The following is a 22,839-nucleotide window of genomic DNA, read 5'->3' as shown; positions in this document are numbered from 1 at the left end:
GAGATGGCCAGTGCCATGAAACCGTCTGAATCCGTCGGCTCCTGGCAGCAGCAAACTCTGGTGGAAGCCATACGTTTGCGCGAAACCCTGTGGGGGCCTGTTGAGGATCTGTCTGAATCGCGCCGCGCGCGGGCTGCGGGCGGTTCATTTGCACAACGCGTGTCGGCACGGGCCTTGGCGTTGGCAAGGCGCGACGGGCTGGAACAAGCCTGGACGCGTTGGTGGCGTATTGCCCGCCTGCTGTTGATCGCCATGGCCGTGCTGGCCTTGCTGGCCGGTGCCGGGACCGCCGCTGGTGCGCTGGGCGATGGCAGTCGAGCCGTGAATGTAGTGACGGCTGTGGGTGCTTTACTGGGTCTGCACGCCCTGACCTTTATTTTCTGGCTGTTCAGCCTGGTCTGGTCGGGCAAAGGTGCAGGCACAGGCAGTTGGGCGGGGGATGCCTGGTGGTGGCTCAGTCGCCGCTTCGTCAAAGGCGATGCCAGTCTGGTTCCCCAGGCGTTTGCCGCCGTGCTGGCGCGCCGGGGCAGTCAATCCTGGCTGGCCGGTCTGATCAGCCATAGCTTGTGGGTGCTGGCCTTCTTGTCGGCCCTGAGCACCCTGCTGTTACTGCTGGCTTCGCGCCGCTATCACTTCAATTGGGAAACCACGCTTTTGACGCCAGATACCTTTGTCTGGCTGGTTGAAGGCCTGGGCGCCCTGCCGTCCTTATTGGGCTTTGCCCAGCCCGATACCCTGACCATACGCAGCAGCGATGGCCTGCAAGTGCTGGACGCCCAGGCTCAGGCCTTGTGGTCCAGCTGGTTATTGGGCGCGGTGGTGACCTACGGTTTGCTGCCGCGTGTGCTGGCTTTGGCCTGGAGCCTGTGGCAATGGCGTAAACATACCGCTCGTTTAAGTCTGGATGACAGCCTGCCTGGCTTGGCAGAGCTGCGTCCGCGTTTGATGCCCGTTAGCGAACCGACAGGTGTGGATGAATTGGCGTCGCCCGACAGAGTGGCTCGTATTCAAAGCCAGCCCAGCACACCTTTGGCAGCCAATGCGCTGTGCGTGGTGGGGCTGGAGTTGCCGCCAGAACAAAGCTGGCCCCCTGCTTTCATGCAGGCGCAGATGCAGGATCTGGGCCGGGTGGACTCCCGGGCCGAGCGGCTGGATATTCTGGGACGCTTGCAGTCCGCAAGCCCCCGTCATTTGTTGATGGTGTGTGATGCTGCCCAGACGCCGGATCGCGGTGTGGTGGCAACGCTGGTTGAATGGGCACAATTGGCCCAGCAGTCTGATGTGGTGTTGCTGGATGAAGCCTTGGCCGACCCGGACCAGACACGCCGGCGCAGCTGGCATGAACGCTTGGTGGCGGCAGGTTTTGCGCCAGGGCAGATTCACGATCAATGGCCTGATGACTTGTCTTTGAAGGAGCCATCATGAGTGCGGCGGCTTTGACCTTGGCGGTGGTGGGTCACACCAATACGGGCAAGACTTCTTTGCTGCGTACCCTGACGCGGGATACGGAGTTTGGGCAGGTCAGCAATAGTCCCGGCACCACACGGCATGTGGAAGGAGCCCGGCTGACGGTGGACGGCGAGGCCCTGGTGGAGCTGTTCGACACCCCCGGCCTGGAAGACAGCATGGCCTTGCTGGACTTCATGGATCAGCTAAGCCAGCCCGGCGAACGTATTGATGGACCGGAGCGGATACGTCGTTTTCTGGAATCCCCGGCGGCACAGGGTCGTTTCGAGCAAGAGGCGCGTGTGCTGCGCAAGCTGCAATCCTGCGATGCTGGCCTGTATGTGGTGGATGCGCGCGATCCTGTCTTGAGCAAGCATAAGGACGAGCTGACCCTGCTGGCCTATAGCGGACGACCTTTGCTGCCTGTGCTCAATTTCGTGCGTAGCCCACAGGCACGGGTGCAGGAGTGGCGCAGTGCTCTGGCACGCTTGGGGCTGCATGCCTTGGCGGAGTTCGATACCGTGGCACCGGCTTTGGATGGCGAGGCTTTGTTGTACGACAAGCTTGCCGTGCTGCTGGAGACGCAGGCCGGAGTGTTGCAGCAGTTGAAAGTGGATTTGACGCAGCAGGCGGTATGGCGGCGTCGGGACGCCTTGCGTCTATTGGCCGAGCTGCTCGTGGATGTGGCGGCCTGGCGGGTCAGCACACCCTCGGACAAGGAGTCCATGGAACTGGCCGCGCAGCAATTAAAGGAGCCGGTCTTGGCGCGCGAGGCCAAGAGTGTACAGGCTTTGCTCAAGCGCTACAGCTTTGGCCGTCAGGATGTGGTGGCGGATTTGCTGCATTTTGACGGTGGTCGTTGGGGCATGGACTTGTTTGACCCCCAGGCCTTGAAGGAGTTTGGCGTGCAGTTGGGCAAGGGCGTGGCTGCCGGTGCCATGGCCGGCGCGACGCTGGATGTGATGACGGGCGGTCTGAGCCTGGGAACCGGGACGGTTCTGGGCGCCTTGGCAGGTGGTTTGTGGCAAGGCGCGGACAAGTGGGGCCAGCGTCTGATGGGCAAGTTGCGGGGCGAGACTGAGCTTAGCGTGGATGATGCCGTCTTGCGCTTGCTGGCCGTGCGGCAGCTAAGCTTGATTGCGGCTTTGGAGCGGCGCGGTCATGCCGCACAGACGCCGATTCGCCTGGGCGAGATTGATGCCGAGAATTTCGATCAGGCCTTGCAGCGGGAATTGAATGTTTGGCGGGCGCAAGGCCTGCCGGAGGAACTGGCGCAGGCACGGATTCATCCGACCTGGTCTACTTTGCGCTCAGACTATGCGCCGGATTCGCGGCGTGAGGCGTGTGTGCAGAGTTTGGCGCAACGTTTGCTGGGGGCGCGTAATGCGCCTGGCGCGAATACTGTCGGGCAGCCGCAGGGATAGCCAGCCCAGGCTTATTTCTTTTCTTCTTTCATTAAGTGCGCGTAACAAACCGGCGAGCTGGGTTCATTGCCGTCGTGCAGGCGATCCTCTTCGACCAAAGCCTGGATCACAGCCTGTTTGAGCACCGTCAGGTACGAGGTTTGCGGGTCGTGGGTGGCGGTCAGCAATTGCAGTGCACCTTTGCGAGCCAGCTTCATCAGGGGGAACAAGGCGTCGGGGTCGTGCTTCAGCTGTTCTTGATAGTGGCGCTGGAATTGCTCGGGGGAGATGTCACCGTTATGAAAAGCTTTGCGTAACTCGGTTGCGGGGCTGGCGTCGTGCAGCCACTGGATGTCGCCCAGTTCATCTTTGCTCAGGCCGCGTGGCCAAAGGCGGTCTGTGAGTACACGGGCCGTTTTGCCGGCAGGCTCATGAATCGCGTCGTATATACGACTTAAGGTGATCGTGTAGGGCATGACGGGCAGGCTGCGGTATGGCAGCCTTCCAGTAGTGTGTGGCCGAGGGGATGCTGCGGATTGCCAATCACATTAGCTGCAAGGCTGCTGTTTTGTATTTATACGGCGTTTTACGCTTTTTTGCTGACCAGGCCGTAGACAAAGAGAACGATGATGGCACCCACGATGGAGCCAATCCAGCCTGCGCCTTCACCGGGCACGTACCAGCCCATGGTTTGCCCCAGATAGCCTGCGACAAAGGCACCCACAATACCCAGGATGGTGGTCATTATCCATCCCATTTTTTGATCGCCAGGCATGATGGCTCGTGCCAGCAAACCTACGATAAAGCCCACAATAATCATGGAGATAATACCCATCGTGCTACTCCTGTTCTGTGTTTGCCGGTCTGGGATTCGGACCGCTCTGCCTATCTTAGGTATGGAGTTTTTAGGCGTCTATCGTTTTGCGTTTTTGAAACAGTTAAAAACGTCAGGTTTTGTAAATGGATGGCCTTGTAAGTCGCTTTTCTATGTCGTGTGATAGATCCCGGTCCCCGGGATCGGTCTAGCCCAGCAAGGCGGGTTTGCGTTTTTGCACCCACTGTGTGGCCTGCTCATACGCGTAGGACAGTTGCAGCACCGCCATATCGGCCTGGGCAGGACCCATGATCTGCAAGCCCATGGGCAGCCCGGCCGCATTAAAGCCTGCCGGCACGTTCATGACGGGCAGGCCTGCCAGGGAGCCGCCAATGACGATTTCCATCCAGCGGTGGTAGGTGTCCATTTTGCGCCCGGCGATTTCGCCAGGCCAGTGGGTGGTGCCCGCAAAGGGGAAAACCTGGGCGGTGGGCAGCACCAAATAGTCGTAGGTCTGGAACAGCTTGCGCAGGGTTTCGTACCATTTGCTGCGATTGATGGAGGCCTGGTAGACCTGGGCGCCGCTCAGGTTCAGCCCGCCAGCCACTTCCCAGATGGCTTCGGGCTTCATCTTTTCGCGTAGCTCGGGTTTGGCGTACAGGCCCTGTGCGCTTCCGGCGACGGTGAAGTGGCGCAGTGTCAGCCAGGTTTGCCACAGCTGTTCCATGGAATAGTCGGGCTGGGCCGCTTCGACGGTGCAGCCTATGGCCTCAAAGCTCTTCAAGGCGCTTTGGCACAGGTCCATGATGCCGGTTTCCATAGGCAGGTAACCGTTGTAGTCGCCCAGCCAGCCGATGCGGGTCCCCTTGAAGTCGCGTTGCAGTTTGCCGGCGAATTGTTGTGGGTCCTGGCTGATGCTAAGCGGGCTGCGGGCATCGAATCCGGCCTGGGTGGACAGCAGCATGGCCAGGTCGGACACGGTACGGCCCATGGGGCCTTCGTAGCCCATTTGCTGAAAGAACACTTCAGAGGTCGGGCCATAGGGCACGCGGCCTTGGGAGGGGCGAAAGCCGTAGACGTTGTTGAAGGCACCGGGGTTGCGCAGGGAGCCCATCATGTCGCTACCGTCAGCCACGGGCAGCATGCGGGTAGCCAGGGCGACGGCGGCTCCGCCGCTGCTGCCGCCAGCACACAGATCGGGCTGGTAAGCGTTGCCGGTAGTGCCAAAAACGGCGTTGTAGGTGTGCGATCCCAGGCCAAATTCCGGGGTATTGGTTTTACCGATCAGAATGGCGCCAGATTGCCGTACCCGCTCCACAACAATGGCGTCTTGTTTGGGCAGATAGTCCTTGAAAATCGGCGAGCCGCTGGTGGTGACGATATCGACCGTTGCCGCCAGATCTTTGGGGGCTTGAGGCATACCGTGCATCCAGCCCATGTACTGGCCTGCCTTCAGTTGCTGATCGCGCTTGTCTGCCTGGGCCAGCAAACCGCTGCGCTCTTGCAGGGAGACGATGGCGTTGACCTTGGGGTTCACACGGTCAATATGGTCCAGATAGGCCACCATCACTTCGTGGCAGGAGACCTGGCGTTGGGCAATCCAGCCCGACAGAGTCAGCGCATCAGCCATGATGATGTCCTGGGCCGTGCCCGGACCGGGGGCCGTTTTCGCAAAGGCCTGGCGTCCCAGGGCAGGGGCCATGCCCGCCAGCGATAGCAGTCCGGTGGTTCTCAAAAAGCGGCGGCGCGCGTCCAGGGGTGCCGAGGTATCGGTCATGTTTGTCTCCCGTTTTTTTGTAAGGCCATCCAAGTGGCTAGGCCATTCTATGCAGGTACAATGCGCGGCTCAAACGCCAAAAAATCATCAAGTTGATGCGGTCTGTGCATAAGCCGGTTCAAGCGTCAGCAAGGGGACAAGCATGGACTTTCGCAAGCTGCGGCACTTTGTGGCCGTTTGCGAACACGGTACCTTTCATCGGGCCGCGCAAGCCGTCCATTTAAGCCAGTCCGCCTTGAGCCGTAGCATCCAGGCTCTGGAGCAGGAACTGGGCGTGCCGCTGTTCGATCGCAGCAGTCAGCGCATTTTTTTGACGCCTTATGGTCGGGTTCTGCTGGAGCGTGCCCACCGGGTGTTGCAGGAAGGCCGTGCCTTGCAGCGCGAGTTGGCCCTGCTTCAGGGCGAAGACGCAGGCAGCCTGCGCTTAGGGTTAAGCTCTACCCCCGCAGCGGTCTTGCTGCATCCGTGCATGGTGGCGCTGCTGGACGAATATCCGCGCTTGCGCGTGGACGCCGTGATTGGCCGCACGCTGGAGCTGATCCAGGGCCTGCGCCGCGAACGCTACGATATGGTGGTGCTGGACGTCAGCGCGGTGACTGACGTGCGTGGTCTGGATATTGAGTATCTGCCCGCCATGCAAGGCGATATGCTGGTTCGTCAGGGCCACCCGCTCTTGCAGCAGGAGTCGCTGGATTTTGCGGCGATCAGCCAGTATCCCGTGGCCTGCTCCGTGATCAGTGATGATTTGACCGACCGCCTGATTGCCGAGTTTGGTGCGCAAGGTCATCCCGACAGCTTTGTACGCTTTTGTTGTGATAGCTTCAGCATTCAGCGCGACGTGGTGCTGGACAGCGATATGGTCTTAATGAGTGTGCTGGCGGCAGTACGGCGCGACATTGAGGCCGGTGATCTGGTGCCGCTGGGCCTGTTTTCTTCGTCCTTGTCCGGGCACTATGCCCTGGTGCGTTTGTCGGGCCGCACGCAATTGCCGGCTCTGGATATTGTTTACGATCTGGCGCGTCGCCTGTGCAGGGCCTAGGCTGCACGCTACGCTTTCTGATCTGCCTTGTTTGAGGGTGTGCCGATGACGATTCCCTTGCCCATTCTGGACCTGCAACAGTCGGGTGCCGAACACTCTTTTCGTGCGTTCATCGGCTGGTGGCCAGACGCACAAACCCGCGCCTGGCTGGCGGAGCAGGCGCAGCACGCACAGGCGATGTATGGCGGTCGGATGATGCAGCCTGATCACTTTCACTTAACCCTGGCGTTTCTGGATGGCAGCCGCGTGTCTGACTTGCGGACCTTGGCGACGCAGATGGCGCAATGGGCAGTGCCGCCGATCACGCTGGACCTGACGATACGGGATGTGTTCGAGAAGCCTCAAGTGGTGTGGGCCGGGCCGGACGAGTCGCAAACCCAAGCACTGGCGGCCTTGCAGCAGTGGCATGACGAGATTTGGGCCAAGCTGACGGCCCTGGGCTGGACGCAGCCACCGCGTCGTTTTCGCCCGCATGTGTCCTTGCTGCGCCATGCACGGATCACTGCCGATCAACCACATTGCCATCCTTTGCCTAGGCAACCGTTTGTAGGTGATGGCGTGGGCCTGATCGTTTCCGTTCCCGGTGAGCAGCGTAGCCAATATCATCTGGCCGCCATGATGAAGCCTGAAAGGACAGGTGCATGAATATCCGTTTTTTAGAAACCTTTATCTGGATTGCCCGTCTGGGCAGTTTCCGTGCGGCAGCGAACAAGCAGCATCTGACGCAGGCTGCTGTTTCAGGACGGATTGCCGCCCTGGAAAGCGAGTTTCAGAAAACCCTGTTTGAGCGCGGCCACCGCGATCTGCGCCTGACGCCGGCAGGCCGCAAACTGATGCAGTACGCCGAGCAGATGCTGGGCATGGAGCACGATTTGCGTGAAGCGCTGGCAGGCTCCAGCCGCTTGAGTGGCCGGGTGCGCCTGGGCGTGGTCGAGTCCATTGTGCATACCTGGTTCAAGGATTTGATTCGTCAGCTGCATGCGCTCTACCCCGAGCTGGAAATTGAGCTGACTGCCGAGTCAACCTTGCGCCTGCACGATCTGCTCAAGCGCGGCACCATTGATGTGGCCTTGCAGACCGACCCCATCATGGGGGACGGCATACGCAACTTGCCTATGGGTTCCATGCGCATGGGCTGGGTGTGCATGGCTGATGAATCCATGCCGGTACGCAGCGGCTTGCAGGAACTGGTGCAGCGCTGGCCTTTGGTGACCTTCCCGCGCGGCTCCCAGCCGCATCTGGCCCTGGTGCAGCTGCTTGAACCCTTGCCTGTCGATCAGGCCCGGATTCATTACGTTTCTTCAATTGCCGCCAGCACGCAATTGATCGAAGCTCAACCTTGCATTGCAACTTTGCCTCTGGCGGCAGTCAGCCGTCAGCTGGATAGCGGCCTGTACCAGGAAATTGTGTGTGAGCATGCCTTGCCCGACTTGCGCCTGGTCGCCAGTTGGCGGCCCGATCCTTTAACGCAGACCGCCCAGGCGGTGATTGGAGTGGCTTTGGAGCGTATGCACCATTTTGCGGCCGAGCATCCTGGGCTGGCTTTACCCCCGCCAGACACGCGTGTCTTCGCGATTTAGCGTTTGAGGGTTTTCCCCTTGCCTGCGCATGTGTACTGAGCGTGGGCTTGCTTGATAATCTATATACCGCGCCACTCGCTTGAACTGATCGCTTTTTCCTATTGCGCCAGGCTGAAATAAACCGTTTGGAATCCGCCCAGAAGCCGTTGGACACTCCCATAAAGAGTGTGCAATGACTTTGATTCAGGAGGCTTTCGTGTCTGCTACTTTTCGTACTGATCGTGATGCGCCGGGGGAGCTGTTCATCTGGACGGATATCGCCCCTGAGCATGAGCAGGATTTCAATCAATGGTATGAGCGCGAGCACATGGCTGAACGTGCGGCCATACCCGGCTTTCAATGGTCGCGCCGTTATGTGCGCCAAGGTGCCGGGCGCAAGTACCTGGCCTTGTACCGTACCGAGTCCCTGCGCGTCTTTGGCACCGCGGAATACAAAAAGGCTTTTGAGCAGCAAACGGACTGGTCCAATACCAATTTTGCCCGCATGAGCAATACCCAGCGCCGCGTGATGGCGGTGTCTTTGCTGGGCGGTGCCGGTACGGGTGCCGTGGTCTTGCTGGTGCGTCTGCCTGAGCTGGCCCAACGGGAAGCCCTGGCGCGTCAATGCGCCGCCTACCTGGAACAGACCGATGGCCTGCTGGCCTTGCGCGTGCTGACTCCCGATCCCGAGTTGTCGACCCCTTTACCGTCCGAGGATGTGCAACAACGCAGCCTGGACCCCTACCTGGTGGCTGATCTGACCGCCCTGAATGCTGCTCATACCCTGGCTGCCCGCTTGCAGCAGGATCTGGGAGTGGCGACCAACGATGTATCCGAGTTTTCTTTGCTGTGGGATCTGCAGTCACGGGATCTGAATGCGGGCCGCTCATAAGGCGGCCATCACCTCAATTCTTGGGAGAAGCAACATCATGATCAAAAAACTACTTTCTATGGCTTGCGTTCTGGCTCTGGCTGGCACCGCGCAGGCGGCGACCAACTGGAACATGAGCACGGAGCAGCCTGATAACAACTTCCTGACGCAAAACGCGCGTGAGTTTGCGGCAGACATCAAGGCGGCCACCAACGGTGAACTGAATATCAACGTGCAATCGAACTCGGTGCTGCTCAAGCGCCCCGAGGTCAAGCGTGGTGTACAGCAAGGTGTGGTGCAGGCTGGTGAAATGCTGGTGGCGGCCATCGGTAACGAAGATCCTTTGTTCGAGGTCGATAGTGTGCCGTTCCTGGCCTCATCCTTCGATCAGTCGGAAAAACTGTGGAAAGCCACTCGCCCCTTCCTGGCCGAGCGTTTGGACAAGCAGGGTATTGTGCTGGTCTATGGCTCGCCCTGGCCACCGCAAGGCATCTACACCAAAAAGCCGGTGGAACAGTTGTCTGATCTGGCCGGAGTCCGTTTCCGTGCCTACAGCCCAGCTACCAGCCGTTTGGTGTCCTTGATGGGGGCCGTGCCCACCACCGTGCAAACACCCGAAGTGCCGCAAGCGTTTTCCACCGGCATTATTGATGCCATGCTGACCTCGCCCGCCACGGGTGTGGATTCGCAGGCCTGGGATTATGTGAAGTACTACTACGACGCCCAGGTGTTCATTCCACAAAGCTTTGTGATCATCAACAAACGTGCTTTCCAGCGACTGCCGGAGAACGTCCAGAAAGCGGTTCTGGAGGCGGGTGAACGTGCGGAACAACGTGGCTGGGCCATGTCGCGCGAGCAGACTTCCAAGCTGACCCAGACCATGGCTGACAAGGGCATGGTCGTCGGCCAGTTAAGCGAGAAGCTGGCTGGCGAGCTTCATGCCATTGGCCAGACCATGACCGAAGAGTGGCTGAAAAAGGCCGGTGCCGACGGCCAGAAGCTGCTTGATACCTACCGTCAGCCCTAAACAAGGAGTGCGTCCATGATTGTGCTGGAGCGTATGGCCAGAGTATGCGGCGCACTGGCCGCACTCTTTCTATGTTTGATCGGGGTGGTGGTGACAGCGCAGATTGTGGCGCGCCTGTTTTCCATGCAAATCCCCGCTTCGGATGACTTTGCAGGCTGGTTTATGGCAGCGTCGATTTTTCTGGCGCTGCCCTACGCCATGCTGCATGGCGACCATATCCGTGTGTCCTTGTTACTGCAGGTGATCCCGGAGCGTCTGCGACGCCCTTACGAGTTGTTGGCCACGCTGATCGGGGTCGCGCTGGCCGCCTGGTGTACCTGGGAAACCGCCCATTTTGTGTATGAGTCCTTCATTTACAAGGAAGTAGCGCAGGGCATGGTGGCGGTGCCGCTGTGGATCCCCCAGATCGGGATGCCCATTGGCTTGGGCTTGCTGACCTTGATGTTGTTGCGGCGTTTGCTGCGTGTGGTTCAGGGTCAAGAATTGGAGGCGACTGAACATGGCTGATTTATCTCAGGCAATTGTGCTGTTTGTTGTTCTGCTTGCCTTGCTGGCCAGTGGCGTGTGGGTGGCGCTGGTTCTGATCGCTTGCGGTATCCTGTCTATTTTTCTGTATGCCGACGCGCCTGCAGGCATTATTTTTGCGACCAAAGCCTGGGACTCCTCGGCCAGTTGGGCCTTGACGGCTTTGCCCCTGTTTATCTGGATGGGGGAGATTCTGTATCGAACGCGGCTGGCCGAAGACATGTTCAGCGGCCTGGGGCCGTGGGTGCAGCGTTTGCCGGGTCGTCTGGTACACGTCAATACCTTGGGTTGCGGCATTTTTGCCGCAGTCAGCGGTTCGTCGGCGGCCACGGCAGCCACAATTGGCCGTATTTCGCTGCCCGAACTGAAGGCGCGTGGTTATGACGACAGCATCAGTATTGGTTCTTTGGCGGGTGCCGGCACCTTGGGCCTGCTGATCCCACCTTCCATTGTGATGATTGTGTATGCGGTCGCCGCACAGGTATCCATCATCCGCTTGTTCGTGGCAGGTGTGCTGCCCGGCATTTTGTTGATGTGCCTGTTCTCGGCCTATATCGCTTTCTGGTCCATTCGCCATCCGGATCGTGTGCCTCCGGCAACCGAGCAATTAAGCCTGGGTGAGAAGGTCCGACGCCTGCGTTTGCTGCTGCCTGTGGTCTTGTTGATCGTGGCGGTGATCGGGTCGATTTACGGGGGCATCGCCACAGCCACTGAAGCTGCTGTGCTGGGAGTGGTAGGCTCCCTGCTTATTGCGGGTGTGGGTGGTTCACTGAACTGGAAAACCTTTACCGCCAGCTTGTTGGGCGCGGCACGCACCTCGTGCATGATCTCCTTCATTCTGATCGGTGCCGCTTATTTGACCAGTGCCATGAGCTTTACCGGCCTGCCGGCGAATCTGGCAGCCTGGATCGGCTCCTTGGGCCTGAGTCAGTACGCGCTGATTGCAGTGCTGACGGTGTTCTTCATCATTCTGGGTGCATTCCTGGACGGTATCTCGATTGTGGTACTGACTACCTCGGTCTTGTTGCCAGCAGTGATCGCTGCGGGTATTGATCCAATCTGGTTCGGTGTCTACCTGATTTTGACAGTGGAAATGGCTCAGATCACTCCGCCTATTGGTTTTAACTTGTTCGTGATTCAGGGCATTACCGGGCGCAACCTGTTTGAACTGATGCGCATGGCGTTCCCGTTTTTCCTGTTGCTGGTTCTGGCGACAGCCCTGGTGACGATATTCCCGCAAATCGTCATGGTCTTGCCTAACGCCATGTAAGGGGGGCTGGAGATGGCAATTGCCTATGTAAGCTTGGGCTCGCAGCGCTACAAGGTGGAGCGCGCCTGGACACAGGCCGACATCAGCAGTATCACCAGTGTGGCGGTGCTGACTGATGGGCGTATCGCCGCCTTGTTGCGTCGCCCGGCCTGCGTGCTGGTGCTGGCCCCGGATGGGCAGGTGTCAGCGCGCTGGTCCCTGGAGGACATCCTGTGCCCGCACCATATCAGTGCCCGTCCCCAAGGCGGGGTGCTGGTCACGGATCTGGACGGACATCAGGTTCTGGCGCTGGATGCCCAGGGCCATGAGCAATGGCGTTTGGGCAAACCCGAGCAGCCACGTTGGCAAGAACCGTTCAACCATCCTACCCATGCGGTCGAATGCGCCGATGGTGGTTTGTGGGTCACTGATGGCTATGGCAATACCGTTGTCCATCGCTTTGATCCGCAACGCCAATGGCTGGCGGCATTGGGGGCGCCGGGCTCCGGCCCCTTGCAGTTCAGCACGCCCCATATGTTGGCCTGTGCCGCCGACGGCTCGGTCTGGGTGGCGGACCGGGAAAACAACCGAGTCCAGCATCTGGATGCGCAAGGCCGTTATCTGGGCGAGCTGCGCCCCATGCACAAACCCATGGCCGTGGCCGTGCAAACAGATGGTTCGGTACTGGTTAGTGACCAAACAGCCAGTCTGTCTTTATTCGACCCGGACTCAGGCACCCTGGTAGGACGTTGCCGGGTACAAGGCGTGTACGGACACGGCCTGTCCGCCGGTTTGGACGGGCGTATTTATATAGCGGAAATGTTGCCGGATTGTTTGACCTGCTTACAGCCTGCTTAATTGTCCACAAAGCATGAAAAAGTAGTCGGCGCTATGGAAGCTCTCAGAGCAAATCCATTAGACTATGCGCATGAATACGTCCGTGCCTCTGTATGTTCGTACAGATTCCTCCGGCCAGCTGCAATTGCTAGGCGATTGGTCCTTGCGTCACTACGAAGCGCTGCAAAGCAGTTTGCGCTCGCTCAGTGACAAGCAGGGCCGTTGGTCTTTGGATTTCAGCGAACTGAAGTCCCTGGACACCACGGGTGCCCAAGTCCTGTGCGAATGGCTGGGTGCCGAGCGTGTGCAGGCGGCCTTGGACAGTGCTCAAGGCTTGTCCAAAGAGCGCCATCAATTATTGCAAACCGTTGCCAAGGCGATGAGCCGCATGGATCATGAGCAGTTGGTCCCGGCGCGCTGGGGCATTACGGATTTGTTCGAGCGCGTGGGCATGTCCATGGTCCACATCTCGCGCAATGTGCGTGAGCTGCTTGGCTTTATCGGCCTGACGCTGGAAACCCTGATTCTGAATATGCTGCGGCCCAGCCAGTGGCGCGTCACCTCGATTGTGGCGCAGCTGGAAGAAACGGCCTTTAACGCCGTGCCTATTGTGGCCTTGCTGACTTTCCTGGTGGGCGCGGTGATCGCGTTTCTGGGGGCGACGGTGCTGGCGGACTTTGGTGCCACCATCTACACCGTGAACCTGGTCGGCTTTTCCTTTTTGCGTGAATTTGCGGTGCTCTTGACCGCCATCCTGATGGCAGGCCGCACCGCCAGTGCCTTTACCGCGCAGATCGGCTCCATGAAAGCGAACGAGGAAATCGATGCTTTGCGCGCCCAGGGCTTGAATCCCATGCTGATTCTGGTCATTCCGCGTGTATTGGCGATGCTGCTGGCCATGCCTATCTTGACCTTTGTGGGCATGGTGGCGGGGATTTTCGGTGGCGGGCTGGTCTGCGCCCTGATTCTGGATATTTCACCCACCATGTTCATCAATATCTTCAATCAGGATATTGATTTGCGGCACTTTGTGCTGGGCATGGCCAAGGCCCCGATCTTTGCCTTTTTGATTGCCGTGATTGGTTGCCAGGAGGGCTTTAAAGTCACCGGCAGCGCGCAGTCCGTGGGTGAGCACACGACCTCGGCGGTGGTGCAGTCCATTTTTATCGTGATCCTGATTGATGCGCTGGCTGCGCTGTTCTTCATGGAGATGGGATGGTAGACACCGCCGTTCGTCCCATTATTCAAGTACGTGACCTGGATAATCGCTTTGGCGATCACGTTGTGCACGAACATCTGGATATGGATGTGTACCCTGGCGAGATCGTCGGTGTGGTGGGCGGCTCCGGTACGGGCAAGTCCGTGCTGCTGCGCTCCATTCTTGGATTGCGCCCGCCTACTGGCGGCACAGTCCGCATTTTTGATCAGGAAATTGGCACCCTGTCGCCCGAAGATCGTTCGCGGCTGGAGCGCCGCTTGGGCGTGCTGTTCCAGCAAGGCGCCTTGTTCTCCTCGCTGACGGTGGTGGAGAACATTGCCATGCCCTTGATCGAACATATTGGGCTGTCCCGCTCCGACGCTGAGCATATCGCCGCCATGAAGATGTCCCTGGCGGGCTTGCCGGCCAATGCGGCCACCAAATATCCGGCCGAGCTGTCCGGTGGCATGATCAAGCGTGCCGCCCTGGCACGTGCTCTGGCGCTGGACCCGGAAATCCTGTTTCTGGACGAACCTACTGCCGGCTTGGACCCGGTGGGCGCGGGTGATTTCGACCAGCTTATTTTGACCTTGCGCGATGCGCTGGGATTGACCGTGTTTCTGGTTACACACGATCTGGATACGCTCTACACCATTTGTGACCGAGTGGCCGTGCTGGCGGAAAAGCGCGTGCTGGTCAACGACACATTGGCGCGGGTAGAGCAAGTTGATAACGACTGGATCCGGGAGTACTTCCACGGTCCACGGGGACGGGCCGCCGAACAGGCCCAAAACCGTCGTCAGGAGCATAGTTAATGGAACCGCGTGCCCATCATGTATTGATCGGGGTCTTTACCTTGGTAGTGGCTGTGGCTGCTGTCCTGTTCTCGCTTTGGCTGGCCAAGGCCGGGCAAGATGCCGAGACCCGCGATTACGATATTGTCTTTCTGGAAGGTGTGCGGGGTCTGTCTCGGGGCAGTGCCGTGCAATACAACGGCTTGCGCGTCGGTGAAGTGCGCCAGCTGCGCCTGGACCCGAACGACTTGCAGCGTGTGCGTGCGCAAGTGTCAATTCAGGCTTCCATCCCTATTCACGAAGACACCCAGGCTCGCTTGGCACTGGCTGGCATTACCGGACAGTCCGTGATCGAACTTAGTGGTGGGACACCCAACAGCCCCTTGCTGGAAGCCACCGGCGATGGCCTGCCCATGATTGTGGCCTCGCCCTCCCCACTGGCTCAGTTGATGGCTGGGGGTGAGGAGTTGATGACGCAAATTTCCAAGCTGCTGGATAACGCCAATACCTTCTTGTCGTCCGAGAACTCCCAATCCCTGTCGGCCAGCCTGCAAAAACTGGAAGTCTTGATGGGGCAGCTCTCGACCGCCAGCGAAGGCGTGCCCTCTTTGGTGAAAGAGCTGTCCCAGGCCAGCCAGCAAGCCACCACTTTGCTGTCTTCCACACAAGGTCTGGTCGACCGCCAGGGTACGCAGGCCATGAATGCCATCCAGAAATCCATGGAGGATTTCAGCCGTGCGACACAAAGCCTGAACAAGCTGCTGGAGCAAAATTCGGCAGCCATTGGCCGGGGTGCTCAGGGGCTGACGGAGATCGAACCCGCCTTGCGTGAATTGCGTCAGGTACTGGCTGGTTTCCGTGCCGTCACCTCTCGTCTGGAAGATAATCCAGCCGGCTACCTCTTGGGTCGCGACAAATTACAGGAGTTCACACCATGATGCCCACGGTTGTGCGTCGTTTCTTGCAGGTATCCCTAGTTGGTCTGGCCGTTTTGTCCACCGCCTGCTCGGTTCTGCCTCAGGCGGAGTCCCTGACTTATTATCAGCTTCCGGCCACTAGCCTGAAGGCCCAGCAAGCGCCCGCTTCGCACAAGAATCTGATTATGCAGGTGAACCGGCCTCACGCCGAACGGTTGCTGGCCAGTTCACGCATCACGGTCCTGCCCCAAGGCAACGAGCTGAGTGCCTACAAAGGCGTACGCTGGGGTGACGATGTACCCGCCTTGTTGCGTAATCGTCTGGCCGATGCCTTGCGTGACTCGGCGCAGTTCCGGGCGGTGGTGCTGGATACCGAGTCCGTCATTGCTGATGTAGAGGTAGGCGGTACGCTGGGGGCCTTCCAGGTCGAGTATATTCAGGGTGCCCCACGAGTACGGATTCAGTTTGATGCGTTAGTACGCGATCAGCGCTCGGGCCAGTTGATTCAGACCCGTCGTTTTGTCGCTCAACAGGATGTTGTTGGCACAGCCGTGCCACAGGTGGTGGAGGCATTTGGGCTGGCTACGGATGCCTTGTCCTTGCAAGTTAGCCAATGGTTGGCTTCTTTAACTGTTCAGGCCCCTGCACCTTAATGACATGTATGAGTCACGCGATCAGCCCTTGATTTCGGGGTGGCAATTTACCAAGCGCTTATTGGCGCATGCCCTTATTGGTATTGTTTTCGTGGCCTTTTCCCTGATGCTGGGTGCATTGGGCCATATGTGGTTTGAAGAGAATGTGCACTGGCACGATGCGGCTTTGAATGCGGCCATGATGGTCGGTGGGCTGGGGCCGATGGCCTTGCCTGAAACATGGGCTGGCAAGGTGTTCTTTGCTATTTATGGTGCGTATATCAGTCTGGTACTGGCCGCGACTTTCGGTCTGATTATTGCCCCTGTGCTGCATAGAATTTTGCACACCTTCCATCTGGAAGACTAAACCAAAGACGAAAAGGCCATACGCGAAGCCTTAGGCTTGCTGCCCCCCGAGGGAGAGCTTTTTGTCGGGAGGCCGAGCTTTGGGACGGTCTGGCGGCAAAAAAGGCGCTGTGTTTTAGGCAGTTTCTTCAAAAGAGGGAGATCCCACCTTTTGGAACTGCTCAAAACACAGCGCCTTTTCTATTGCCTGGCTATGAATCAGCCTTGTACCCGTTCCTGCTCCAACTTGGCGATCAAAGCGGGTAGCTCGTCCATGCGGCGGAAGGTGTCACGTACGCCCAGGCTGCGCAACTCATCTTCCTTGTCAGGAACCGGGCAGTAGCCCAGCACGGTTGCACCGGCGGCAAGACCTGCCGTGGTACCAGTCACGCTGTCCTCCACCACCAGACATTGTTTGGGGTCAACGCCCAGCCCTTGAGCAGCGGCCAGATAGACATCCGGGTATGGCTTGTTGCGGGGCGTCTCGGCGCCGCTATAGATATGGGTGCCAAAGTAGTCCAGCAGGCCGGTTTGGCCCAGTTGCAGCACCAGCTTGGAGCGGTCTGCGCCGGACGCGCAGGCAATCATGCCGGGCTTGTCGCGCAAGATGGCATCGAGCGTGTCCTGGATACCGGGAATGGCCATCACTTCATTGGTCAGCGCATGGTTGCGACGCATGCGAAAGGCCATCACCCATTCCATATCCAGATCTTTGCCCGTCATCTTGCGCACCGTGGGCAGTTCATCGGGCAGGGCCTTGCCAATGAACCAGTCATAGCACTGCTCGTAAGTCATCACCCAGCCTTCCTCTTGCAACATGTCCCGCAGTACACGAACCGTGATTGGTTCGCTGTCTACCAGCACACCGTCACAATCAAACAGCACAGCGGAAAATGTCATGGGTAATACCTTTTAAGCCAACAAAACTTGAAGTCTGTGATGATACAGCAGGCTGCCCGCCTGCAGGATTGAGGTGACATGAGGGCGCCGCACCGTATGGGACCGCTGGGCTCCTAGTGAAAACCCCGACTTATAAATAATTGATTATTGATATATTTATATCTAAACTAAAATTTCATAACAAACCTTTCTGCGGAAGTTCCGTCATGGTGCATAAAACAACTCGGGTGGTGGCTGCGGCCTTGCTGGCATTGGGAATGGCTGGCGCACAGGCAGCGGAAGTAACGCTGAAAGCGGTGTCGGTCTTTACGATGGACACTTTCTTTACCAAGCGCTTCAAGCAATTCGTTGACAAGGTCAACACAGAAGGCAAGGGTCTGGTACAGATCAATGTCATTGGCGGGCCAGAGGCCATTCCTCCCTTTGAGGTCGGTAACGCACTGCGTTCCGGCGTGATTGATTTCGCCAATACTACCGCCGTGTTCCACGCCAATCTGGTGCCTGAAGCACTGGCGTTGACGCTGACAGAAAAACCCATGAGCGAGCTGCGTCAGAACGGCGGCTACGAACTGATGGACAAGATTCATCGCGAGAAAGCCAACATCACCTGGCTGGCTCGCACGACAGATGGTTTGCAGTACCACATCTACACCAACAAGCCTGTGACCTCGGCAGACCTGTCGGGCTTTAAGTTGCGCGGCGTGCCCGTGTACCTGTCCTTCTTCCGCGAAATTGGCGCAACGCCGCTGCAGATTCCACCGGGCGAGGTCTACACCGCGCTGGAGCGTGGCGTAGTGGACGGCTATGGCTGGCCTTCCGTGGGCGTGATGGAAATGGGCTGGCATGAAAAGACCAAATACCGTGTCGAGCCAGGCTTCTACAACGTGGAAGTGGGCTTTTTCATGAACCAGAAGAGCTGGGAAAAACTGGACGAAGACCAGAAAGCCTTCATGCGCAAGCAGATCGAGTGGATGGAGTCGCAGAACGTGACTGAACACCAGATGGCAATTGATGAAAAAGCCGCTACCGAACAAGCCGGTGTGCAAGCTCTGGTTCTGGAGCCTGAAGTGGCTCGTGCCTTGCGTACCAAAGCTTACGAAGCAGGCTGGGCCGGTATCGACAAATCCAGCCCCAAATACGCCGCGCAACTGCGTGAACTGTTTGGTGGTTATCAGCCTTAAACAAGATTGCTGATTACGTAGTTTGACAGTGGACATTGTGCCCTTGGGACAGTGTCCACTTTTTGATGGTGCCATACGGGCGGCAATCTGCCCGCCCTTTCAGTGACCTTGATCTGCGGAGAAGACGCGATGTCTGCTGCAACAGCCCCGGAAGGCTTGCCTTCCAACACGACCTGGGGGCGTCCTTACGCCCTGTTAATGCATGCTTGCGGAGCCGTTGCGGCGCTGACTTTCGGGCTGATGAGCCTGCTGGTTTGTGCCGACGTGGTGCTGCGCAACCTGGGTTACGACGCGCTGTCCACCAGCGTGGAAGTAACCGAATACATGTTGATCATTGCCACCTTCGTGGCAGCACCCTGGGTGCTGTACCTGGGCGGTCATATCCGTATCGACGTGTTGTTCAACAACCTGCCCCTTCCTGTTCAGCGCCTGCTGGATCTGGTTTCCAACCTTCTGGGCCTGCTTGTCAGTGCCGTGCTGGCCTGGCAGTGTGCCGTCGTCGCCCTGGATGCTCACGAGCAAGGGGCCATGGTATTCAAAGCCCTGGTGTTCCCGGAGTGGTGGCTGAATCTGCCTTTGCTGTTTGGTGCGTCCATGCTGGCACTGGAATTCCTGCGCCGCCTGATTTCCCGTCCCGTTAAGCAAGGAGCCTGAGCATGGAATGGTACATGGCATTGATCCTGCTGCTGGGATCACTTTTTCTCTTGATGGCTATCGGTACGCCGGTGGTTTTTGCCTTCTTGTCCGTGAACTTGCTGGGTGCCTGGCTGTTTCTGGGCGAGGCGGCAGGTTTGGCTCAATGGGCGCGTAACACCACCGCTTCCATTGGCAGTTTTTCCTTAACCCCCATCCCCTTATTCGTCCTGATGGGTGAGGTGCTGTTCCACACCGGGCTGGCCTTCAAAGCCATCGACTCCATCGAACGCATGATCTCGCGCGTGCCGGGCAAGCTGTCCATCGTCAGTATCCTGGGTGGAACGACCTTTGCGACTTTGTCGGGTTCGTCCATTGCCAACACCGCCATGATGGGCGGCGTGATGCTGCCGGAAATGTTGCGTCGCGGCTATCACCCCACCATGGCCATGGGTCCCATCATGGCGGTGGGCGGTATCGCCATGCTGATCCCGCCTTCGGCCCTGGCCGTCATGCTGGGTAGCCTGGCCGGTATCTCCATCGAACGACTGCTGATCGGCGGCATCCTGCCCGGCATGTTGATGGCAGCAGGTTTTCTGGCCTACGTGGTCTTACGCAGTCGCCTGCGTCCGCAAGATGCCCCCATGAGTGACGACGATCCCGCCACTCGCCTGAAAGGCTGGGCCTTGTGGAAACCCTTCGTGTTCAACGTCGTGCCACTGCTGGGCATCTTCATTGCTGTCGTCGGCTCGATGCTGGCAGGCTGGGCATCGCCTACCGAATCGGCAGCGATCGGCGTCGTGGCCTCGGTACTGGCAACCATCGCCTACCGTGCTCTGACCCTGAAAGCACTGTGGAAGAGCCTGATCGAAACCGCCAAAGTGTCGGTCGTGATCCTGTTCATCCTGGCCGCCTCCACCACCTTCGCCCAGCTGCTGAGCTTCTCCGGAGCCAGCGCAGGCTTCCTGGGCATGATCAAAGACTATGAGCTGTCGCCCTTCGTGCTGGTGATCTGCATGCTGCTGGTGCTACTGGTCATGGGCATGGTGCTGGATCAAATCTCCATGATGATGATCGCTTTGCCTTTCTTCATGCCCCTGGCTCTGGCCGCAGGTGTGGATACCGTCTGGCTGGGTGTCATGATCCTGATCGCACTGGAAATTGGTTTGCTGACCCCACCGTTCGGCCTGCTGCTGATCGTGATGCAAAGCGTGGCCCCGCCATCTATCCGCTTGCCCCACATCTACAGCGCCGCCGTGCCCTTCCTGGTCATAGAAATCGGCATCCTGGCGCTGGTCCTGTTTGTTCCCTGGGTTGCCGTGGGCCTGCCCGGACTGATCGGCTAAGACAGAGCAGGCAGTCTGAAAGCGGGACAACAAGCATGTTGTCCCGCGAAGAAAGCCAGAGTCTGGATAAAACTTTCAGACAAAAAGACCTCAGTTTGGCTGATGCCAAACTGAGGTCTTTTTTATGCTCGATAGCATTGATTGTTTTTGCCGCATATTCATGTGCAGCAAAGTGATTGATATGGGAGCGGTGCACAAAAACTCTAACGATCTTTCTGCCTGTCGCTGAGATCGATTTTAGAGGCGAGTAGAACGCAGGTTGTGTGTGTACCGACAGCGTTCAAGTCAGCTGTTGAGGCTTAAGCACATAAGTCCCACGTCTTTAGCTTGTGTGTAGTAAAGCGCACTCAGACATTAGCCAATACGGGCTTAGTACAGTGACTGCCTACTCTCCTCTTGCTGCACAATCCCTGTCATCAAGCAGTTCTAGGATCAGTGATCCCGTTAAGAACACTAAGTCGGAGCGTTCAAACCCCGATCAACAATCGTCCGATAAAAGATGCTGTGAGCTGATTGAGGGGCTGTCCGGGTGTTGGGGCGGATCAGGTGACTTGCCGCAGGCAGATAATTGCGCAGGGGTGCAAGCACCTTGCTGTTTGAGTCCGACGCTTGTGGTTTGTCCGGTGGACAAACCACCGGACGAGTTCAAGGTGCGCCCGTAGCGATTATCTGACCAGGGCACCGGCGCGCAGCGCCGGCAAGTTGCCAGCCCCGACACCCGGACAGCCCCTTAATCAGCGTCTTATAGCCACCTTCTTCATCGTGTCGAACAGTGGCTGACACTAACACTTGAGTCAGCCCGATCTCTACACGCTAGGCATCTAAACCCAACCCCATTCAATCAGACCATTCCAAAGAAAGCTGCTGAGAAAGAGCCTTTACTCCCGCCCAAGATCCGCATAAATCCCACCATCCCGCAGAACCAAAGCGACCTTATCCCCCCGCTGGACAGCCTCATCCAACACACGAGCAATCAACACCGGCCCCGCATCGCTGGCCACCGTTGCCAGCATATACACCCCAGTCTCCTCGCCAGAAGAGACACTACGCGTCAGTTCCGTCACCACACCAGACGCGCACCCCTCAGCCAGAAACTCATCCCCATGACACTTCGGACACAAGAACCGCGCCGGAAACACTCGATGATCACACTGCACACAACGAAAGACAGCAGGACTCATCACAAGGCCTCCAAAACAAGAGCCGTCGAACACATGCCATAGCGATACTCCACCATGCCGTAACCCGTGACCAAGCCATAACGGGCCTGCGCCACCTGACGCTCCCCGGCCTGAGCGCTTAACTGACGCATCACCTCGACCAAACCATGCAAGCTGCACGCCGCCCCGGCCTGCCCGGCCGACAACTGCCCGCCAGACGTATTCAAGGCCAGACGACCCGTCGCAATAGACTCATGGATAAATTGCTTCGCCCCATCCGCCTCAAAAAAGCCCAAATCCTGCAACTGCGCCAGCACCATGACCGGGTAATCGTCATAAATACTGACTACATCCATCTGTGCCGGACTCAAGCCCGAATCCGCCCACAAGCTTGGAGCCAAAGCCGCCAGACCCGTGCTCAAGCCGTCGCCTTGCTGATCATCAATATTATGAAAACTGCGTAACGCCTTCACCGTAATTTCAGGCTGATTCTGCGCCGCCGGATGATCCGCGCGCATCACAATCAAGGCATTGGCCCCATCCACCACCGGCACACAATCCAGCCGCGTTAAAGGATCCGCCACTTCAGGCGCATTCAGATAATCATCCAGACTCATGGGACTGCGATACACGGCACCTGGATTCATGCCGGCCCACATGCGCTGGCGCATCACCAAGGCCGCATAATCCGCTCGCTCCAAACCCAGCTTGCGCATTTGATTCGCGGTCAGCATGGCAAAGCGATGATTCGGACTGCCCGCGCCCAAAGGCCGCAAATGATCGTAAGTCGTCTGGTTATAGTTCTCGACCAGTTGCTGGAAATCCTTGGCCTGAAAATGATCCCCGGCCACAATTGCAATACAGCGGGCATCACCCGCCTGTACCGCACGAATAGCGTGCTGCAGAATATTTAGACCGCTGGCACCGCCATTGCTGTCATCCATAATCCAGCCCACCTTCAAGCCCAGCTTCCAGGCCAGATCAATAGCCCGATCCGGTGCATGGGTAAAGGAGGCTACCCCCAGACCATCAATATCGCTGGCCTTCAGACTTGCTGCAGCAAGAGACTGCTTGAAAGCCTGGGCCAGCAGCTCGGACGTGCCCAACTGACCACGCCGGGTGTAGGTGACCTCGGTCGCGCCCAGCAGGCGCACTGTGTCCAGATCGAAACTAGGCGTCATATCGA

24 protein-coding genes are annotated in these 22,839 nt (G+C 58.3%); 18 read left to right on the top strand and 6 right to left on the bottom strand.

Translation table 11 applies throughout. The features are described from left to right. Positions 1 to 15: 15 nt before the first annotated feature. Together Q9R35_RS16565 and Q9R35_RS16560 are read left to right on the top strand one after the other, a co-directional pair. Complete coding sequence (locus Q9R35_RS16565; RefSeq protein ID WP_311220143.1) at positions 16 to 1,425, top strand: DUF2868 domain-containing protein; 1,410 nt, start codon at positions 16 to 18, stop codon at positions 1,423 to 1,425. Continuing rightward, on the top strand, positions 1,422 to 2,870 hold the full coding sequence (locus tag Q9R35_RS16560) for a DUF3482 domain-containing protein (protein WP_045930555.1): 1,449 nt from the start codon (positions 1,422 to 1,424) through the stop codon (positions 2,868 to 2,870). Before Q9R35_RS16565 ends, Q9R35_RS16560 begins: the two co-directional genes overlap by 4 nt. Positions 2,871 to 2,881: 11 nt before the next feature. Here the strand turns inward: Q9R35_RS16560 and Q9R35_RS16555 are convergent, their stop codons facing one another. The 3 genes from Q9R35_RS16555 to Q9R35_RS16545 all read right to left on the bottom strand — a co-directional run bounded on the left by Q9R35_RS16555 (position 2,882) and on the right by Q9R35_RS16545 (position 5,440). Continuing rightward, positions 2,882 to 3,325 (bottom strand): DUF488 family protein, encoded by a 444-nt coding sequence (locus tag Q9R35_RS16555; protein ID WP_311220142.1) that lies wholly within the window; start codon positions 3,323 to 3,325, stop codon positions 2,882 to 2,884. Between the two features lie 110 nt (positions 3,326 to 3,435). After that, a complete protein-coding gene (locus Q9R35_RS16550) occupies positions 3,436 to 3,684 on the bottom strand; it encodes a GlsB/YeaQ/YmgE family stress response membrane protein (protein ID WP_088451505.1) in 249 nt (82 codons plus the stop codon). Between the two features lie 187 nt (positions 3,685 to 3,871). Further along, positions 3,872 to 5,440: an amidase gene (locus Q9R35_RS16545; protein WP_311220141.1), complete on the bottom strand. Its 1,569-nt coding sequence runs from the start codon at positions 5,438 to 5,440 to the stop codon at positions 3,872 to 3,874. A gap of 142 nt (positions 5,441 to 5,582) precedes the next feature. On the opposite strand from Q9R35_RS16545, the gene Q9R35_RS16540 reads away from it, so the two are divergent. From Q9R35_RS16540 to Q9R35_RS16480, 13 genes are all read left to right on the top strand, one after another. After that, positions 5,583 to 6,479: a LysR family transcriptional regulator gene (locus Q9R35_RS16540; RefSeq protein WP_042484709.1), complete on the top strand. Its 897-nt coding sequence runs from the start codon at positions 5,583 to 5,585 to the stop codon at positions 6,477 to 6,479. A gap of 45 nt (positions 6,480 to 6,524) precedes the next feature. Next, a complete protein-coding gene (thpR, locus tag Q9R35_RS16535; RefSeq protein WP_063691027.1) occupies positions 6,525 to 7,124 on the top strand; it encodes an RNA 2',3'-cyclic phosphodiesterase in 600 nt (199 codons plus the stop codon). Further along, on the top strand, positions 7,121 to 8,059 hold the full coding sequence (locus tag Q9R35_RS16530) for a LysR family transcriptional regulator (protein ID WP_042484701.1): 939 nt from the start codon (positions 7,121 to 7,123) through the stop codon (positions 8,057 to 8,059). Before thpR ends, Q9R35_RS16530 begins: the two co-directional genes overlap by 4 nt. A 196-nt stretch (positions 8,060 to 8,255) precedes the next feature. Continuing rightward, positions 8,256 to 8,930: a DUF4286 family protein gene (locus tag Q9R35_RS16525; protein ID WP_311220140.1), complete on the top strand. Its 675-nt coding sequence runs from the start codon at positions 8,256 to 8,258 to the stop codon at positions 8,928 to 8,930. Positions 8,931 to 8,967: 37 nt separating this feature from the next. Next, on the top strand, positions 8,968 to 9,936 hold the full coding sequence (locus Q9R35_RS16520) for a TRAP transporter substrate-binding protein (protein ID WP_035274876.1): 969 nt from the start codon (positions 8,968 to 8,970) through the stop codon (positions 9,934 to 9,936). Positions 9,937 to 9,951: 15 nt separating this feature from the next. Then, a complete protein-coding gene (locus Q9R35_RS16515) occupies positions 9,952 to 10,443 on the top strand; it encodes a TRAP transporter small permease (RefSeq protein ID WP_042484698.1) in 492 nt (163 codons plus the stop codon). Then, entirely contained in the window at positions 10,436 to 11,731 is a 1,296-nt protein-coding gene (locus tag Q9R35_RS16510) for a TRAP transporter large permease (protein WP_063691030.1), read from the top strand. The genes Q9R35_RS16515 and Q9R35_RS16510 overlap by 8 nt, the downstream gene beginning before the upstream one ends. Positions 11,732 to 11,743: 12 nt before the next feature. Then, positions 11,744 to 12,568 (top strand): PQQ-binding-like beta-propeller repeat protein, encoded by an 825-nt coding sequence (locus Q9R35_RS16505; protein WP_311220139.1) that lies wholly within the window; start codon positions 11,744 to 11,746, stop codon positions 12,566 to 12,568. Positions 12,569 to 12,632: 64 nt separating this feature from the next. Then, entirely contained in the window at positions 12,633 to 13,769 is a 1,137-nt protein-coding gene (locus Q9R35_RS16500; protein ID WP_063691032.1) for an MlaE family lipid ABC transporter permease subunit, read from the top strand. Next, the gene (locus Q9R35_RS16495; RefSeq protein ID WP_311220138.1) at positions 13,763 to 14,560 is read left to right on the top strand and encodes an ATP-binding cassette domain-containing protein; all 798 of its coding nucleotides are present in this window, start codon (positions 13,763 to 13,765) and stop codon (positions 14,558 to 14,560) included. Before Q9R35_RS16500 ends, Q9R35_RS16495 begins: the two co-directional genes overlap by 7 nt. Continuing rightward, positions 14,560 to 15,477 carry an MlaD family protein gene (locus tag Q9R35_RS16490; protein WP_042484687.1) on the top strand — a complete coding sequence of 306 codons (918 nt, stop codon included), beginning with the start codon at positions 14,560 to 14,562 and terminating at the stop codon, positions 15,475 to 15,477. The genes Q9R35_RS16495 and Q9R35_RS16490 overlap by 1 nt, the downstream gene beginning before the upstream one ends. Continuing rightward, complete coding sequence (locus Q9R35_RS16485) at positions 15,474 to 16,109, top strand: ABC-type transport auxiliary lipoprotein family protein (protein ID WP_042484683.1); 636 nt, start codon at positions 15,474 to 15,476, stop codon at positions 16,107 to 16,109. The genes Q9R35_RS16490 and Q9R35_RS16485 overlap by 4 nt, the downstream gene beginning before the upstream one ends. Positions 16,110 to 16,113: 4 nt before the next feature. After that, positions 16,114 to 16,455 (top strand): hypothetical protein, encoded by a 342-nt coding sequence (locus tag Q9R35_RS16480; protein WP_042484679.1) that lies wholly within the window; start codon positions 16,114 to 16,116, stop codon positions 16,453 to 16,455. 197 nt (positions 16,456 to 16,652) lie between these two features. Here the strand turns inward: Q9R35_RS16480 and Q9R35_RS16475 are convergent, their stop codons facing one another. Further along, a complete protein-coding gene (locus tag Q9R35_RS16475) occupies positions 16,653 to 17,333 on the bottom strand; it encodes an HAD family phosphatase (protein ID WP_311220137.1) in 681 nt (226 codons plus the stop codon). Positions 17,334 to 17,539: 206 nt separating this feature from the next. Between Q9R35_RS16475 and dctP the strand changes: the two genes are divergently transcribed. The 3 genes from dctP to Q9R35_RS16460 all read left to right on the top strand — a co-directional run bounded on the left by dctP (position 17,540) and on the right by Q9R35_RS16460 (position 20,493). After that, on the top strand, positions 17,540 to 18,514 hold the full coding sequence (gene dctP / locus Q9R35_RS16470) for a TRAP transporter substrate-binding protein DctP (RefSeq protein ID WP_042484674.1): 975 nt from the start codon (positions 17,540 to 17,542) through the stop codon (positions 18,512 to 18,514). A gap of 129 nt (positions 18,515 to 18,643) precedes the next feature. Then, positions 18,644 to 19,168 (top strand): TRAP transporter small permease, encoded by a 525-nt coding sequence (locus Q9R35_RS16465; RefSeq protein WP_042484672.1) that lies wholly within the window; start codon positions 18,644 to 18,646, stop codon positions 19,166 to 19,168. 14 nt (positions 19,169 to 19,182) lie between these two features. Beyond that, positions 19,183 to 20,493: a TRAP transporter large permease gene (locus Q9R35_RS16460; protein WP_253248761.1), complete on the top strand. Its 1,311-nt coding sequence runs from the start codon at positions 19,183 to 19,185 to the stop codon at positions 20,491 to 20,493. Positions 20,494 to 21,371: 878 nt separating this feature from the next. Here Q9R35_RS16460 and Q9R35_RS16455 read toward each other — a convergent pair. After that, positions 21,372 to 21,614 carry a hypothetical protein gene (locus Q9R35_RS16455; RefSeq protein WP_311220136.1) on the bottom strand — a complete coding sequence of 81 codons (243 nt, stop codon included), beginning with the start codon at positions 21,612 to 21,614 and terminating at the stop codon, positions 21,372 to 21,374. A 59-nt stretch (positions 21,615 to 21,673) separates the two neighbouring features. After that, positions 21,674 to 22,834 carry a thiolase family protein gene (locus Q9R35_RS16450; protein WP_042484664.1) on the bottom strand — a complete coding sequence of 387 codons (1,161 nt, stop codon included), beginning with the start codon at positions 22,832 to 22,834 and terminating at the stop codon, positions 21,674 to 21,676. Between the last annotated feature and the right edge of the window lie 5 nt (positions 22,835 to 22,839).

Source organism: Alcaligenes sp. AB3, from assembly GCF_031844565.1.
GTDB lineage: Bacteria > Pseudomonadota > Gammaproteobacteria > Burkholderiales > Burkholderiaceae_B > Alcaligenes > Alcaligenes faecalis.
Note: the sequence above shows the minus strand (reverse complement) of the source record. Positions and strands in the feature narration are given on the sequence as shown.

What these genes read in the sequence shown, in the direction of transcription:
- Q9R35_RS16565 (WP_311220143.1), top strand. Translation starts at nt 16, where the DNA reads ATGAAACCGTCTGAATCCGTCGGCTCCTGGCAGCAGCAAACTCTGGTG.
- Q9R35_RS16560 (WP_045930555.1), top strand. Translation starts at nt 1,422, where the DNA reads ATGAGTGCGGCGGCTTTGACCTTGGCGGTGGTGGGTCACACCAATACG.
- Q9R35_RS16555 (WP_311220142.1), bottom strand. Translation starts at nt 3,325, where the DNA reads ATGCCCTACACGATCACCTTAAGTCGTATATACGACGCGATTCATGAG.
- Q9R35_RS16550 (WP_088451505.1), bottom strand. Translation starts at nt 3,684, where the DNA reads ATGGGTATTATCTCCATGATTATTGTGGGCTTTATCGTAGGTTTGCTG.
- Q9R35_RS16545 (WP_311220141.1), bottom strand. Translation starts at nt 5,440, where the DNA reads ATGACCGATACCTCGGCACCCCTGGACGCGCGCCGCCGCTTTTTGAGA.
- Q9R35_RS16540 (WP_042484709.1), top strand. Translation starts at nt 5,583, where the DNA reads ATGGACTTTCGCAAGCTGCGGCACTTTGTGGCCGTTTGCGAACACGGT.
- thpR (WP_063691027.1), top strand. Translation starts at nt 6,525, where the DNA reads ATGACGATTCCCTTGCCCATTCTGGACCTGCAACAGTCGGGTGCCGAA.
- Q9R35_RS16530 (WP_042484701.1), top strand. Translation starts at nt 7,121, where the DNA reads ATGAATATCCGTTTTTTAGAAACCTTTATCTGGATTGCCCGTCTGGGC.
- Q9R35_RS16520 (WP_035274876.1), top strand. Translation starts at nt 8,968, where the DNA reads ATGATCAAAAAACTACTTTCTATGGCTTGCGTTCTGGCTCTGGCTGGC.
- Q9R35_RS16515 (WP_042484698.1), top strand. Translation starts at nt 9,952, where the DNA reads ATGATTGTGCTGGAGCGTATGGCCAGAGTATGCGGCGCACTGGCCGCA.
- Q9R35_RS16510 (WP_063691030.1), top strand. Translation starts at nt 10,436, where the DNA reads ATGGCTGATTTATCTCAGGCAATTGTGCTGTTTGTTGTTCTGCTTGCC.
- Q9R35_RS16505 (WP_311220139.1), top strand. Translation starts at nt 11,744, where the DNA reads ATGGCAATTGCCTATGTAAGCTTGGGCTCGCAGCGCTACAAGGTGGAG.
- Q9R35_RS16500 (WP_063691032.1), top strand. Translation starts at nt 12,633, where the DNA reads ATGCGCATGAATACGTCCGTGCCTCTGTATGTTCGTACAGATTCCTCC.
- Q9R35_RS16495 (WP_311220138.1), top strand. Translation starts at nt 13,763, where the DNA reads ATGGTAGACACCGCCGTTCGTCCCATTATTCAAGTACGTGACCTGGAT.
- Q9R35_RS16490 (WP_042484687.1), top strand. Translation starts at nt 14,560, where the DNA reads ATGGAACCGCGTGCCCATCATGTATTGATCGGGGTCTTTACCTTGGTA.
- Q9R35_RS16485 (WP_042484683.1), top strand. Translation starts at nt 15,474, where the DNA reads ATGATGCCCACGGTTGTGCGTCGTTTCTTGCAGGTATCCCTAGTTGGT.
- Q9R35_RS16480 (WP_042484679.1), top strand. Translation starts at nt 16,114, where the DNA reads ATGTATGAGTCACGCGATCAGCCCTTGATTTCGGGGTGGCAATTTACC.
- Q9R35_RS16475 (WP_311220137.1), bottom strand. Translation starts at nt 17,333, where the DNA reads ATGACATTTTCCGCTGTGCTGTTTGATTGTGACGGTGTGCTGGTAGAC.
- dctP (WP_042484674.1), top strand. Translation starts at nt 17,540, where the DNA reads ATGGTGCATAAAACAACTCGGGTGGTGGCTGCGGCCTTGCTGGCATTG.
- Q9R35_RS16465 (WP_042484672.1), top strand. Translation starts at nt 18,644, where the DNA reads ATGTCTGCTGCAACAGCCCCGGAAGGCTTGCCTTCCAACACGACCTGG.
- Q9R35_RS16460 (WP_253248761.1), top strand. Translation starts at nt 19,183, where the DNA reads ATGGCATTGATCCTGCTGCTGGGATCACTTTTTCTCTTGATGGCTATC.
- Q9R35_RS16450 (WP_042484664.1), bottom strand. Translation starts at nt 22,834, where the DNA reads ATGACGCCTAGTTTCGATCTGGACACAGTGCGCCTGCTGGGCGCGACC.